Genomic DNA, 14,698 nt, shown 5'->3' with positions numbered 1-14,698 from the left:
TTGCGGGTATCAATAACCTCAATGTGAGGGTGACGTTATGTGCTTAGTATTTACTTTATATACTGCCCCTATTAAGTGATTAGCTTGCTGATCTTCAATAGGGGCATTTTTGGATCGGGCACTCATCAAAATTACTAATCTTTTGGATCTCTCAGTATGAAAATTGTTATTGCACCAGACTCGTTTAAAGAATCTCTATCGGCTGTATCTGTGGCGGCGTGTATTGAAAAGGGCTTTCGTGAAATCTTCCCAGACGCTGAATACGTAACATTGCCTTTGGCTGATGGTGGTGAAGGGACTGTGGATGTATTGCTCCAAGGGCTTTTTGGTGAAAAGCGACATAGCCAAGTCGAAGGGCCGTTAGGGCAACCAGTCAATGCAGAATGGGCAATGCTAGAACCGTCGGATCAGAATCCTAAGAAAACGGCTTTAATTGAGATCGCCGCTGCCTCTGGTTTGGATTTACTTAAATCAGAACAGCGTAACCCGTTAATAGCTTCTTCATTTGGTACAGGGCAATTGATCTTAGAAGCCATTGAACAAGGTGCTGAGAGCATTATTTTAGGATTGGGTGGCAGTGCGACCAACGATGGTGGTGCAGGTATTGTTCAAGCGTTAGGTGGACGCTTGTTAGTTAGTAAAGGGCAAGATGGCAAAGGGCAAGATAGTACTGGACAAGAGCTTGGCCGAGGTGGTGCTGCACTTGCAGAATTAGCATCAATAGATCTTACAGGTTTGGATTCGCGCTATGCAGATGTCGAGTTGATTGTGGCATGCGATGTTGATAATCCATTGTGTGGGGATAACGGTGCCAGCCATGTATTTGGTCCGCAAAAAGGAGCGACACCTGAACAAGTCTTAATGCTTGATAAGGCGCTTGCGAATTTTGCTCAAGTCGCAGAAACGCAAGGTTGTGTAGACGGCGGTGAATCCGTTCAAAAGCGTATGGGTTATGGTGCGGCTGGTGGCTCGCCGATGGGACTTGGTTTGCTATTCAACATGCAAATTAAACCCGGTATCGAGATGGTACTGGACGTTTTGCAAGCCGATGATGTGTTGAAAGGTGCCGACCTTGTGATTACCGGTGAAGGGCAGATGGACAATCAAACTCTGCAAGGAAAAACACCTTATGGCATTGCCAAACGTGCGAGCTTACAGGGCATTCCAACCATAGGAATTGCCGGATCTTTAGGCACCGAAGTAGAAGCGCTTTACGGCGAAATGAGCAGCTTGTTTGGAACTGTAAGATCGCCACAAACTTTAGAAAAAGTATTACAAGAGGCGGAGCTTAACTTAACAAGAACGGCAAGAAATATCGCAGCGACTTTACGGTTAGGTCACAAAATATCTCAAAAATAGTGGCTTCTACGAGGTAGGCTGCGCCTAGCTTTGGTTTTCTGCGTGTTGTAAGTTCATGATTATTATATTGTAAATATTATTGTCAATATTGAATGATTATGATTTAGATCATTAATTTGATAGGTTTTATCCATGATAACGATAAATACAAACGATTATATTTTACTTTAGCCCAGGCGTATTCTATATCCTTAATTACTGCGTGGTTTTGTGTGATGAATAGCCACCATTCAGAAGTAAAGATGCAACAAAGATGGTGCATCTAAAAGGTAATAAGGAATAGATGATGAGTAAAAAATTAACTACAGCTGCGGGTTGTCCTGTTGCTCATAACCAGAATGTTCAAACTGCGGGTAAACGCGGTCCTCAACTTCTTCAAGATGTTTGGTTTTTAGAAAAAATGGCGCATTTTGATCGTGAGGTGATTCCAGAGCGTCGTATGCACGCGAAAGGTTCAGGGGCTTACGGCACTTTCACTGTGACTCACGATATTACTCAATACACCAAAGCTAAACTATTCTCTGAAATCGGTAAAAAGACGGATCTGTTTGCACGATTTACAACGGTAGCTGGCGAACGTGGCGCAGCGGACGCGGAGCGTGATATTCGCGGTTTCGCGTTGAAGTTTTATACTGAAGAAGGCAACTGGGATATGGTGGGTAACAACACGCCAGTATTCTTCCTTCGTGATCCTCTTAAGTTCCCAGACTTAAACCACGCCGTTAAACGTGACCCTCGCACTAACATGCGTAGCGCGAAGAACAACTGGGATTTCTGGACTTCTTTACCTGAAGCACTTCACCAAATTACTATCGTGATGAGTGATCGCGGTATCCCTGCGACTTACCGCCACATGCATGGTTTCGGCAGTCACACGTTCAGCTTCATCAATGCTGACAACGAACGTTTCTGGGTTAAATTCCACTTCAAATCTCAGCAAGGTATTAAGAACTTGTCTGACGCAGAAGCGGCACAAGTGATCGGTGATGATCGCGAAAGCCACCAACGTGATTTGCTAGACAGCATCGATAACCAAGATTTCCCGAAATGGACGTTGAAAGTACAAGTGATGCCAGAAGCGGATGCAGCGAAGGTTCCATACAACCCGTTCGATTTGACTAAGATCTGGCCTCATGCAGATTACCCGTTGATCGAAGTGGGCGAATTTGAGCTAAATCGTAACCCGCAAAACTTCTTCGCAGAAGTAGAGCAGTCAGCATTCAACCCAGCGAACGTAGTTCCAGGTATCAGCTTCTCGCCAGACAAGATGCTGCAAGGTCGTCTGTTTGCTTACGGTGATGCACAACGTTACCGTTTGGGTGTAAACCATCAGCACATTCCAGTGAATGCGCCTCGTTGCCCAGTACACAGCTACCACCGTGATGGCGCGATGCGTGTCGATGGTAACTTCGGTGGCACATTAGGTTATGAGCCAAACAACGAAGGTCAATGGGCTGAGCAACCAGATTTCGCTGAACCAGCACTGAACCTAGATGGCGCAGCAGCACACTGGGATCACCGCGAAGATGAAGATTACTTCTCGCAACCGGGTGACTTGTTCCGCCTAATGACACCAGAGAAGCAAGCGATTCTTTTTGATAACACTGCTCGCAACCTAGGCGGCGTGCCAAAAGAGATTCAATTGCGTCACCTAAGACACTGTTACAAAGCTGACCCTGCATACGGTGAAGGCATTGGTAAACTGCTTGAAATCGACGTGAGCGAATTTAAGTCGTAATCAATCATCTTGATTCGTTAATTGAAAGGCCGTTGAGTGAATCACTCAACGGCCTTTTTTGATCTCGCTGTTTATTAAGCAACCCTAAATCATTGAAAAATTTAATAATCCACATTGATAGTTTTTACCTATCGAATTGATAAATCTATCCCATTATCTTTGTAAGAGTGATGGGATTATTCTACGACTATCAGTTTAGAAAGTAGAGGAGTTTGAGATGAATAAGAGCGCATTAATCGTTGAAGGTGGAGCAATGAGAGGTATTTTTGCTGCTGGAGTTTTAGACGCCTTCATGCAAGACGATTTCCGTCCTTATGATTTTGCCATCGGCGTATCTGCAGGTGTGTCGAATCTGGTTGGCTACTTATCTCATGCACCAAAACGCAGTTATGATGTGATCACCACGATGGCGACGGATAAAACTTTCTTTAATCCTGCTCGCTTTGCCAAAGGCGGTAACTTGGTAGATGTTAAATGGTTATGGAACGAATCCAATCAACGTTATCCGCTCGATTGTGGTGAGTTGTTTTCAAGTATCCCACTCATTGCTGCTGTCACAAATGTCGATACGGGCAGTGCAGACTACTACCATATTAAGCCAGAAAACCTTTCTAATGTTGTTGAAGCAACAACGGCTTTACCTATCGCTTACCGTGAAACTCCGTGTTTCTCTGGTGGCTGTTATACCGATGGCGGTGTAGCCGATTCGATTCCGGTTCGTGAAGCATATCGCCGTGGCGCACGCGATATTACCGTGATTCTGTCTCACCCATTGAGCTACCGAATGAAGCCTCAAAAGCACCAATGGATGCTGAAGAAACTATTAAAGAAATTCCCAAATATTGCTGAATCGATGGCGGTGCGTGCTGAAAACTACAACCAGTCTCTGGAGTTCATTCGTAACCCACCCAAAGATGCGACCATTAAAGTGATAGCGCCGCCAGAAGCGTTCGCAGTAAAGCGTTTAACTATGGATCAAAGTACTCTTAATACAGGTTACGAGATGGGCGTCAAAGCCGGTGAAGAGCACCTTGCTATTAGAAAAGGCGTTTATGGTTTAGACACTGAAGATTGTCATTTCTGCGTCTAGGAACGGTTTTAGAATACTGAATAAACGACGAAGCCACGCTGTTCACTTCAGAATAGCGTGGCTTTGTATCTGTAGACCTAGTTTGTTTTTAACTCAGCCTGCTGTTAACTCAATCTGTTATTAAACGAGTTCGTTGCCGCTGGTGTTGCCAGCAAAGAAAGCATCAACACTGGTGAGTGTTGTGTTCGCGATATTGAACAGAGCATCTTTGGTTAAGAAAGCTTGGTGACCTGTGAACAGCACGTTGTGACAAGCAGATAGACGGCGGAACACATCATCGACAATCACGTCGTTTGATTTGTCTTGGAAGAACAGCTCTTTCTCGTTGTCATACACATCAAGACCAAGTGCGCCAATCTTACTTTCGGGTGTGGAACGTTGAATTTTCCAGTGTGACGGAATACGTAAATGACTCATATAAAACCTCTTCTCTAACTGTTCTTTGAAAGTTGTGCTTCTGTCTAACGAGTGGCGGTTGTTATTTACCAGTAGTTCTCACTGCTGAATTGACCGGGTTTTCTGCGTAAGTGCTTTTCGAAACCTAAGCTAGTTAGCGCTTCGCTTGTGTCACGAACCATTTGCGGATTGCCGCAAAGGTAGAAAAAACTGCGGGTTTGATTGAAAGCGACAGACGCGGCTTGCTCGAGGTCGCCTCCAAGTAACAAATTTGGGATTCGTCCGCGCAAAGTTCCGGTAACTGATTCTCTAGAAATAATTGGCACATATTTAAGTCTCCCTTGAAAGTGATTAACGAGTTGAGTGATACGATCTCGATAAGTCAGGTCTTGCTCTGTTCTTACAGCATGCACTAGAACCAGATTCTTGAATGAAGAGGCTTTGTCTGAAGCCAACTCATTTTGCTGTATCTGCATGCTCTCAAGTATTGAGATAAATGGGCCTACCGCGGTTCCGGTTGAAAGCATCCATAGATCGTCGGCGATCTCTGGGATCTCATCTAAGGTCATAAAGCCACTTGGGTCTTTGCCGACAAAGATGTCATCGCCCATCTTCAACTCATGAAGTTGAGGTGAAAGCTGACCGTTCTGATCCTTAATAATCAAAAATTCCAGATGTTGATGACCTTGTTCGTGCTCTGGCGCATTCACCATTGAATAGGCTCGCCTTACGAACTCATCCTCTCTGTTAAGCAAGCCAAGTTTCGTGAACTGACCCGCCTGATAGGGAGAGACGGGAGCACTGACTTGGAGCGAGAACAGTTGATCTGTCCATTGTGTTTTATGTAAGACTTTGCCAGTTACCAAACCATGAGGAATATCTGTCATATCATCACCTTTACTTAGAGAAGTTATCTCATTAAGGATACTCAACTATTTACACTTTGGAGTTGCATGTACCATGCCATTAGTGAGAATGCTTATCAATACTGACAATTCGGTGAAAATGAACTTGAATGATGTCAAATAGACTTTGTATTTACTGTGTCTAAATGACATCTTTATTGTTTTTTGATGTGATTCCTTGTGATTAAGAACGATGAGTTGCTCTATGGACACAGACCAAAATTGATACAGTGGTTTGACCCCCAGGGTATTCAACCAATTACTAAAGAGAATATTTTACAGATGAGTATAATGTCGGCTTTCGATCTCAATATAGCCGTGTTTTATGCTTGATAATCTTCGTATGGTTTTGAACGTATTGTTCGTGACTATCAATACCGCAATGACTGCGTTTACCGTGAGCTTCTTTGGCCTCATCAAACTGATTCTTCCAATCTCTATTGTTCAAAAATCATGCACTCGCTTAGCTAACTTCACATTCTGGTGTTGGGCTTCTCTTAATTTATGGATGTTGAACGCCAATAACGATATCGAATGGCAAGTGGAAGGGGGGGAAGATATTTCGACCAAGCAGTGGTATTTGATGATGTCTAACCACCTAAGCTGGGCAGATATTGTGATTTTGTCTTCAATCCTAAAAGACAAAATGCCGATGACGAAGTACTTCTTGAAACATGAATTGTTGTACGTACCATTTGTTGGCTTGGCCTGCTGGGGCTTAGATATGCCATTCATGAGACGCCACTCTCGTGAGTTCCTATTACGCAACCCAGAACGCCGTAATGATGATTTTAATGCAATCAATAAAGCGTGTACTAAGTTCAAATTAGCACCGACAACATTGGTTAATTTTGTTGAAGGGACTCGTGCAAACCACGAGAAACTGGCGTCAGCAAAGACCCCTTATCGCCACTTATTGAAGCCGAAAACTGGGGGCGTGGCATTTACTTTATCTGCAATGGGCCCAATTTTGGATGGCATCGTGGATGTGACCTTAGCTTACCCTGAAAACCAAACCTCTCCGTTTGAAGATATGCTGAAGGGCAAAATGACTAAGGTCGTTGTGCGTATTAAATTGCATCCAATGGATGAGAACGTGAACGGTAATTACTTTGAAGATAAGGCTTTTAAACGTCGCTTCCACAATTGGTTGAACAGCACGTGGAAAGAGAAAGACGTCTACCTTGATACGGTTTATGGGGTTGATAAGCCTTCTGAGGTAGAGACAGTTGACGAGCCTGATGTGGCTTATAAGAAACAAGAACAGTAAGCTAAAACTGAATCGATAGCATTAATAAAGCCGATAGCTCATTGAACTATCGGCTTTTTTATTAATTTGACTTTCTTAATATTCAAACCATTAAGTTAGTACTTACTATGGCTTAACCGCCTGGTAAGCATCAATAATATGCTTTACTTGGCTAGGTTTGCCTTGCTTCTCTTGTCCTTGATGGATACGTAAGTAGTGCTGCAATGTTTTGGCTTTGTATTGCTGTGATACCTTCACTTGTTCATCACAACTTGGTGTCCAGATCTTGTCACCGACGTTTGATATCTCGCTAACGGTTTGGCTCTTTTCTGAATCACCGCGACTATTACTCACCAATAAAATCTCGTAGTAACGACGGTTCTCTTCAATCAACACTTCATCGATAAGACCAAAATGGATCGCCTTTAAATGGCTTCTCAACTCGAATTGCTGATGCACCGGACAAAGCAAGAAATCGATCGCTTTGTCTGGGTGTTGACGATGAATATCATCGACGAGCTTTTGAGTAAGATCGCCACCGACGCCCGCAATAATCACCAGGTGTTTGCCAGTATGTTTCTCAAGCGGGATAGCGGCGACATCCATACAGTAGACTTGCCATTGGCTAGTCACTTTCTGTTCTGCTATTGCACCTTGCGGAAAGTAACGCGTAAGTTTGCTTTCCAAATCGCTCATAAGAGACGGGACAATATCGACAAAGTGAAGCTGAGGTGCTTTGTTATCCGACAACAGTTGAACACCCAAGAAGCCGTGATCACAACAACAGTCCCAAATATGTTGGTAGTCATTGCTGACAAGGGAATGGAGAGTTTGCAGTCGGTTACTTAGCTTCATAAGGCTCGTGTCGTTAGAAAAGGGGTATTGTCGTGTTGAACGCGCATTGTAATGACTTTCCATAAAAACAAAAGCACCTAGGGTATGAATCCTAGGTGCTTTGTAGTGGCTACAGAAATGTAAGTATAGGTTTACGATGCTTTGGCAACGGCTCTGATATGGCCTTCCACTCGGTTCTTACCAAGTTGTTGCGCGATAAGTTTCGCTTGTTCCGCCAGCGCTAAAGCTGAGTCTGTTTCACCCTCTATTTGCGAGTATCCCACGCTAACCCCTAGCGATAAGGTGATATCTGGAGTGGCGATGGTTTTCTCCGCGATTGCGACTCTGCACTGGTCTAGCTGGAATTTGGCATCTTTCACATCATTGGCTTTGAATAATACTGCGAACTCCTTTCCTCCAACACGAGCCAAGCAAAGTCCCTTTGGCTTGGGGAAGTAACTGCGTATCGATTCTGCAGTCAGCTTGATCATCTTGTCGCCAACCGCTTCACCGTAGGCTCGGTTTACGTGGTCGAAGTTATCGATATCAAGCAGAGCGACATAGGTATCGGGCTCGCTCACGTAGTTTTCGATGGCGATGCTGAAACTGCTCTTATTGTCTAACTGCGTCATCAGATCTTTGCTGCTCAATTGATGTTGAAGCAGTAAGTTAGACAAAGAGACTTCAGTGTAATCACGGATCATTCGTAGAATACTCTGGCTGATCGGTAAGTTTACGTTTACGTACAACACTGCGATCAACTGCTGACGAGAGTGCAAAGGAATACAGTAATGACGTTGGTGTATTTTGAGTTTACACGCCAGTGGATCGGCGTACTTACCACTTCGGTAAGCCATAGTGTCCGGTGTAAATCGCTCTGCAAGGGCTTTGTCACAATGTACCGTGGATTTGTTTCCGTGATAGTCGATGGTACTGAATGCGTGGTTCTCAGGCTGATAGAGACAGAATTGAATGCCTTTTTGGTAGGTGAAACTATCCAGTATGGATTTTAACTCTCGCTTAAAGCTTACAAGGTCATCGACTTTATTCAGTTGCGACAAGGACACGTTCAAACGATAAGCCAGATAGTTGGCACCAATCCACAATAGCAGGAGTGAGCCCAGTACTAAGCCCGTCAACGTAAATTGATGTGAGCTGGTTAAGATGTCATGGCGGTCAGTGCCCGCAATGAACACCCAATTTAAGCTGTTGTCTGCGTCAAATACCGATATTTTGAAGTTATCTTGATAGTAATATTCGTGCTTACCAACGGTTTCACCTTGTGAGAGTTGGTGGCTGATCCCTGCATGGAAGCTGATGGATTTAGAACCGATACGCTGTGGATCCGGGTGGAATACCAGTCGCTCTGTTGCTCTGTCTACAACAAATACATAGCCATTATTAAGCGTTTTTAAATCTCTTAAACCTTGCGTGGTATGCATTAAATCAAACTCAATCCATATTTCTTCGTTGAGCTTTTCTGCAGTGTGTTTAACGGCGAAAACCCATCGTCCATCGGCTTTTTGGTAAACGGAAGAGATGTAAAAATCTTCTACAACACCGTCTATTGAATGCCATTGTATTGTGGCGATTTGTTCATTGGAAAGAGGAAGGCCACGAGTGGAGACATAATGTTGGGAGTTAGGTTGGTATCGAACGATATCGGAGAAATTTGGTGTTCTTCTTAGAATATTATCACTCAATTCTCTGAATTTTTTATCACCGATTGGAGCCGTTTTAGGCAAGCCTAGACTGGTTTCTAAAAAATAGAGTTTGCCGAATGTGGCTTCGATGTTGGAACGAATGGTAGAGCTTGCGATACGAATGTTTGATGATGATTGTTCTGTTGCTGCTGTTTCTACTTTTTCAAGCTGAGTCATAGCAAGATAGAGCATCCCTCCAGTTAATAAAATAATGTATGGTTTAAAAAGCCGAATTAATGTTTTAGGTAAAGCCATGATATCCAAAGACGTTATAGATTCATTTTTATAGTACGGCAATACTAAACAGTTTCATTAACCACATCAATGCAAATGATTCCATATGGATGAATGATTTTTGTGATATTCAGCTAACAAAAAAGCCAGCTGTAAATATAACTGGCTTCTATGGTTTTCGGTGTTTTATTAAGCTGACTAAGCTTTTGCTTTAATCAAATCAGCCTGATCTGGCGAATAGTGCAAAATTGCCATCGAAGTTGGCGACAACAACATTTCACCTTCTGCATGACCGGGTTTAACGTTTCGCAAGTTGGTATCACAGATGGTTACCCAGTTTTGTTCACGGTCATTCGGTAACGAGAAACGTGCTGGCGCATTGGTTTGGTTGATAAGATAAATTAACTCGTCGCCATCTTTACCAATACCTAAATGCAAAGCGACTGAGCTTAAGCGGTTCCAGTCGTCATGCTCCATAAGTGTGCCATCGACGCGGCTCCAGAAGATGCGGTTAGAGTTACGCTTTTCGCCACTGAATGCTTTAATAAACGGCACCATGTATTGCTGACGAGCGGAGATCATTTCAGATAACCAAGTCTTGAAGTAAGTCTTGCGCTCTGAATCTTCCCAGTTAAGCCAGCTGGTCACGCCATCTTGGCAGTAAGCGTTGTTGTTACCTTTTTGAGTATGAGATAACACATCGGCCGTCAAAATATGAGGAATACCAAAAGCAAACAGCAGGCTCGCCATGAAGTTTCGTTTCTGCTTTTCACGTGTCGCAATAACTAACAGGTTTTCGGTTTCACCTTCAACACCGTAGTTTTCAGAACGGTTGTCACCGTGTCCATCGCGGTTGTTCTCACCATTCTCTTCGTTGTGCTTATGCTTGTAAGAAACAAGATCCTGCATGGTGAAACCATCATGATAAGTGATGTAGTTGACGGTTAATTTATACGGCCAGTGCGCAGCACTGTAGATGTCACGTGACCCCATCAAACGAGTCGCAAACTCTTTTAGGTAGCCTTGATCACCACGCCAGAAGCTACGTGTGATGTCTCGTAGTTTGTCGTTACACTCATTCCAGCCTAGCGGGAAATTACCCACTTGGTAGCCATTCGGACCGATGTCCCAAGGTTCTGCAATGAGCTTGGTTTCTTTAAGTACAGGGTCTTGAGCCACAGCTTTAAAGAATGCAGCCTCAGGGTTGTAGTTGTCACCTTCGCGCCCCAGTGTTGCAGCCAAATCAAAACGGAAGCCGTCGACTTGGAACTCACTTACCCAATAGCGAAGCGTATCCATCACTAAGTTGAGTGCTGGCTGGTGGGTGAGATCAACGGTGTTACCACAACCAGTAAAGTTCGCGTAATGGCAGCCATGTTTAATGTAGTAGCGGCTATCTAGCGCTTTGAGGTTGAAGGTTGTACCACCTTCGCCACCTTCTGCTGTGTGGTTGTACACCACGTCTAGAATGACTTCGATGCCATTTCGGTGAAGTTCACGAATGGCGGTTTTGAGTTCATTAACAGCGTCTTTTTCTGCGTAGCGTGGGTCTGGCACCATGAACAAGTATGGGTTGTAACCCCAATAGTTCACTTTATCCATGTCCAATAGATGAGGTTCATGCATGCACGCAGCAACGGGTAGAAGCTGTAGCGAGTTGATATTTTGTTGTTTGTAGAACGCAAGCATTTCAGGGCTCACTAACCCTAAGTAACGACCTTTAGTATTGGCAGCCACTTCTGGGTGCAGTTGAGATAGACCTTTTACATGCGTTTCAAAAAGAACGGTATCTTCGCGGCTAATGCGTGGCTTTTCTACATCTTGCCAATCGAAGGTGTCATCAACAACGACACATTTCGCCATAGCAAAGCTTTTTTCATTGGTATATGGCGTGACGTAATCGAGCGGTTCGCTTATTGCTTTGGCATACGGGTCTGAAAGCAGGATAGGGCCATTGTCCGTTTCGGCAATGAAGCCGTATTTTTGCCCCGCTTTAATACCATCAATAAAGACATATCTGATATCAGCGTATTCATTTTCCAATTTATAAGTGGTGAATTCGTCGTTCTCGTCAAAAAGAGCGAGTGAAAGAGATTTACAGTCAGGAGAATAAATAGAGAAGTTGCAGCCAGTGTTACCTAGCGTTGCGCCTAGCGGATAAGGGCGAGCGAGCGTTCTAGTCATTGCTTGATTTCTTGTTCGTTTATCGACATCAGTGAACTATAAGTAAAAAGCTTTGTCACAGTAAGGTCAAGCAACTTCACAGAATAATTACGGTTAAAAAAATAATTCATCGATGAAGTTCAAATTATATATTTGAAGTAGATCTCACTTAAGGTGAATAATTAGATCTGTGTGCTGTCTACTCCTCCTAGATTAAGTGATCTACCTCTTTAAAACACCGTTCTGTATATTTTCTACTCCCTTCTCATCCCCCTTAATTTAGTTCAGGGTGGAGGAAGTCAAACTTGTCATCCCCTCTTAATATTGACCCCGTTGAAACGAATCAGGGGAAACCCTAAACCTCTCTATCTTACGACTACCATTACTGCCTTTGGTTGCCGCAAGAGAGCAAAAATATAAAAACCTAATATAAATCGTCCTTAATGGAGTTAAGAATGAAAAAAGTAAGTTTGATTGCTGCTGCAGTGGCAACTACATTAGCTGCTGGCTCTGCGTTCGCTGTAGATTTTAATGGCTACATGCGTGCTGGTACTGGTATTAGCGGAAATGATGGTGGTGACGTTTCATTCATGAAGAATGGTATTGGCCGTCTAGGTAATGAAAACGACAACTACTCTGAGTTTGGCTTGGCTGAAGAACTAAAAACTGGTGAACAAACTTGGCGTTTAGAGTCAATGATTGCTTCTGGTGTTGATGGCGCGAATGGTTGGGAAGACGGTGACTTTAACGTTGCTCAGTTCGCTGTTAAAGCAAAAGGCGTTCTATCTTTCGATGAAGAAGCGACTCTTTGGGCTGGTAAAACATATTACCAACGTAAAGACATCCACATTACTGACTTCTACTTCCTAAATACATCTGGTACTGGTGGTGGTATCGAAAACATTTCAGTTGGTAACCAAAAGCTTTCTTTAGCAATTATTCAAGATGGCGAAGATGATAACGGCGCTGGCTACATGGCTGATGCTCGCCTAGCTAATATCGGTCTATGGGAAGATGCTAGTTTAGAGCTTGGCGTTGTTTACAACTTCAGTACTGAAAATAAGAATGGCAAATACGATGGTGATGACGGCCTACTTGCTACAGGTATTATCCACCAAAATATGAGCAATGGTTTTAACCAAACAGTTGTTCAGCTAGGTACTGCTGGTTACGGCGTTCAAATGGCTAACTTCTGGGGTTCTGGTGCATACTATGATCGCTCTGGTGATCAAAACGATGGTTTTGGCTACCGTATCCTTAACTGGGGTGTAATGAACCTAGGCGAATCATGGGAAATGGGTCACCAACTTGCATACTTAGCAGGTTCAGACCTCGGTGTTAATAAGCATGATTCAAGCCAATACTCTATCGTGGCTCGTCCAATGTATAAGTGGAACGACACAATGCGTACTATCTTCGAAGCTGGCTATAACGCAGGTGAAGTAGATAACGTTGACTTCGGTGGCGCTAAATTTACTGTTGCTCAAGCGTGGGCAATGGGTGACAGCTTCTGGGCTCGTCCTGAAATCCGCGTATACGGTAGCTACTTGATGGATCTAGAAAACGATTCATTCGGTGAAGTTAAAGATGAAAACGGTGTTGTTACTGGTCAAGGCGCAGACAACGACTTCGTTGTTGGTATCCAAGTTGAAGCTTGGTGGTAAGCCACTTAGCTTAAAATCCTAAACTGTCCTAATTCATAGCCGGCTTGCGTCGGCTATTTTTTTAAGGAATGTACGATTAAGTTGATCGTTCCCTAGGTGAATAGTTCTCTTTGTGGTAATTAAAGTTAGTAAATTTCTTAAAAAAATAAAAAAAGGAAGGGTTATGTATTTTAAAGCTCTGATGTTGAGTGGCTGTGTTGCATTGGTCGGTTGTCAATCTGCACAAGTGGTTGAGCAAGTGCAAGTGGCACAGGCTGAACAAGTTAACTCTATTGCTGGTCTTCAATTTGCCCCGATGAAGCTTCCAAGCTCGGCAATTTTCGATGTAACACCAGACAGTCAAATTTTAAACTATCAGGGTATAAACAGCCCTGTAGTAGCGATCGAGCTACCAGCGGATCGCGGTGAGTACTCGATTAATATCACGAGCATTATCGGTGAGACTGCATTTGTCCCTAATGCGGTTATCTATGACGAAAACGGTATTGAGCTAGAGCGTTACGGTAAAGAGAGCTTCGAGTACGCTAAACCAAGACTACACTTGGGGAACCGTCTCGTTGCTGAGAGCGATTTTTACCCACCGACAACAGCAAAATCAGTTTATTTAGTTATCTATACAGATCAAGAAGGTCTTGGTGGTTTTACTGATGTTATTCACCCTGCACGTTTAGATGCGGAAGGCCGCGGTAATTATTTACCTGAAGTGAAAGATATCCCGATTCCAAATGCTAACGTTGGTAAAATAGAAGTTACAATCGATAAAGTGAGCTTCTTCTCATTTGGCTCTAGCAGTGAATCTAACGCTAAACCAGCGGCAGCAGCTAAGGTTGAGACAATTCAACCAGAAACACAAACTTACTACCATAATGCCATTCAAGCAGCAGTAGACGCAGATAATATTCCCAAAGCTCTGAGCCTACTAGATGAAGCAAAAGCCCTTGGTATTGAAGGTGCACAAGAAGTATTTGTAAAAGCCGTCAATAAAAAGTAATCAACTAGTTTGTAAATACCGATTGATATAAAGAAAAAGGCTCCTAACTAGGAGCCTTTTTTATTTCCTGTAGTAAATTAAAAGTCATGCTGATATTAACCGAATACTTGAATTTAAATAACCACAGACTTACACATAATAACCAATGGTTAATATAAATGGGCGTGATTCGTTATTTATGGTTTTGATTTTCTAACTACTAATACAAACACTCTCGTCTATTTTACTTTTCTCAAATAGCTGAATACGAACTCCTTTGACAAATCGCCATTTCATCTACCGACCTAAACTTGGTTTCCTACATTTTACGTATACTGGAATGAGATGTTCACATGCACTCGTTATACTTTCTACTAAGAACTAAGAACTAAG

Annotated in this window: 10 protein-coding genes and 1 pseudogene; 6 read left to right on the top strand and 5 right to left on the bottom strand. The window is 43.2% G+C overall.

Going from position 1 to position 14,698, the window contains the following annotated elements; translation table 11 throughout:
• Positions 1–156: 156 nt before the first annotated feature.
• The 3 genes from AB4371_RS17965 (at position 157) to AB4371_RS17955 (ending at position 4,187) form a co-directional block, all read left to right on the top strand.
• Positions 157–1,359 (top strand): glycerate kinase, encoded by a 1,203-nt coding sequence (locus tag AB4371_RS17965; protein ID WP_102398421.1) that lies wholly within the window; start codon positions 157–159, stop codon positions 1,357–1,359.
• A 286-nt stretch (positions 1,360–1,645) separates the two neighbouring features.
• Entirely contained in the window at positions 1,646–3,097 is a 1,452-nt protein-coding gene (locus AB4371_RS17960; protein ID WP_102398420.1) for a catalase, read from the top strand.
• A 217-nt stretch (positions 3,098–3,314) separates the two neighbouring features.
• Positions 3,315–4,187, top strand: a complete 873-nt coding sequence (locus AB4371_RS17955; protein WP_065583767.1) for a patatin family protein — start codon at positions 3,315–3,317, stop codon at positions 4,185–4,187.
• Between the two features lie 120 nt (positions 4,188–4,307).
• Here the strand turns inward: AB4371_RS17955 and AB4371_RS17950 are convergent.
• Positions 4,308–4,553: pseudogene (locus tag AB4371_RS17950) on the bottom strand (2-hydroxyacid dehydrogenase); the annotation flags it as partial.
• A 116-nt stretch (positions 4,554–4,669) separates the two neighbouring features.
• Positions 4,670–5,470, bottom strand: a complete 801-nt coding sequence (locus tag AB4371_RS17945) for a ferredoxin--NADP reductase (RefSeq protein WP_372150431.1) — start codon at positions 5,468–5,470, stop codon at positions 4,670–4,672.
• A gap of 343 nt (positions 5,471–5,813) precedes the next feature.
• On the opposite strand from AB4371_RS17945, the gene AB4371_RS17940 reads away from it, so the two are divergent.
• Complete coding sequence (locus tag AB4371_RS17940; RefSeq protein WP_372150430.1) at positions 5,814–6,758, top strand: acyltransferase; 945 nt, start codon at positions 5,814–5,816, stop codon at positions 6,756–6,758.
• Between the two features lie 105 nt (positions 6,759–6,863).
• On the opposite strand, the gene AB4371_RS17935 is transcribed toward AB4371_RS17940, so the two are convergent.
• The 3 genes from AB4371_RS17935 to glgX form a co-directional block, all read right to left on the bottom strand.
• Complete coding sequence (locus AB4371_RS17935; protein WP_017069730.1) at positions 6,864–7,592, bottom strand: tRNA (adenine(22)-N(1))-methyltransferase TrmK; 729 nt, start codon at positions 7,590–7,592, stop codon at positions 6,864–6,866.
• Positions 7,593–7,723: 131 nt separating this feature from the next.
• Positions 7,724–9,466, bottom strand: a complete 1,743-nt coding sequence (locus AB4371_RS17930; RefSeq protein WP_372150429.1) for a diguanylate cyclase — start codon at positions 9,464–9,466, stop codon at positions 7,724–7,726.
• A 240-nt stretch (positions 9,467–9,706) separates the two neighbouring features.
• Positions 9,707–11,692, bottom strand: coding sequence for a glycogen debranching protein GlgX (gene glgX, locus AB4371_RS17925; RefSeq protein WP_372125831.1), 1,986 nt, complete (start codon positions 11,690–11,692; stop codon positions 9,707–9,709).
• 434 nt (positions 11,693–12,126) lie between these two features.
• On the opposite strand from glgX, the gene lamB reads away from it, so the two are divergent.
• Positions 12,127–13,335 carry a maltoporin LamB gene (gene lamB / locus AB4371_RS17920; protein WP_050632789.1) on the top strand — a complete coding sequence of 403 codons (1,209 nt, stop codon included), beginning with the start codon at positions 12,127–12,129 and terminating at the stop codon, positions 13,333–13,335.
• Between the two features lie 163 nt (positions 13,336–13,498).
• Positions 13,499–14,326: a MalM family protein gene (locus AB4371_RS17915; RefSeq protein ID WP_372130449.1), complete on the top strand. Its 828-nt coding sequence runs from the start codon at positions 13,499–13,501 to the stop codon at positions 14,324–14,326.
• Positions 14,327–14,698 lie beyond the last annotated feature (372 nt).

It is taken from the genome of Vibrio sp. 10N.261.51.A3, from assembly GCF_041471965.1.
Taxonomy (GTDB): Bacteria; Pseudomonadota; Gammaproteobacteria; order Enterobacterales; family Vibrionaceae; genus Vibrio; species Vibrio crassostreae_C.
This window is presented reverse-complemented; position numbering and strand designations above follow the sequence as displayed.

Coding starts and splice junctions, on each gene's coding strand:
- AB4371_RS17915 (WP_372130449.1), top strand. CDS start 13,499: ATGTATTTTAAAGCTCTGATGTTGAGTGGCTGTGTTGCATTGGTCGGT.
- AB4371_RS17965 (WP_102398421.1), top strand. CDS start 157: ATGAAAATTGTTATTGCACCAGACTCGTTTAAAGAATCTCTATCGGCT.
- AB4371_RS17935 (WP_017069730.1), bottom strand. CDS start 7,592: ATGAAGCTAAGTAACCGACTGCAAACTCTCCATTCCCTTGTCAGCAAT.
- AB4371_RS17955 (WP_065583767.1), top strand. CDS start 3,315: ATGAATAAGAGCGCATTAATCGTTGAAGGTGGAGCAATGAGAGGTATT.
- AB4371_RS17945 (WP_372150431.1), bottom strand. CDS start 5,470: ATGACAGATATTCCTCATGGTTTGGTAACTGGCAAAGTCTTACATAAA.
- glgX (WP_372125831.1), bottom strand. CDS start 11,692: ATGACTAGAACGCTCGCTCGCCCTTATCCGCTAGGCGCAACGCTAGGT.
- AB4371_RS17960 (WP_102398420.1), top strand. CDS start 1,646: ATGAGTAAAAAATTAACTACAGCTGCGGGTTGTCCTGTTGCTCATAAC.
- AB4371_RS17940 (WP_372150430.1), top strand. CDS start 5,814: ATGCTTGATAATCTTCGTATGGTTTTGAACGTATTGTTCGTGACTATC.
- AB4371_RS17930 (WP_372150429.1), bottom strand. CDS start 9,466: ATGCTCTATCTTGCTATGACTCAGCTTGAAAAAGTAGAAACAGCAGCA.
- lamB (WP_050632789.1), top strand. CDS start 12,127: ATGAAAAAAGTAAGTTTGATTGCTGCTGCAGTGGCAACTACATTAGCT.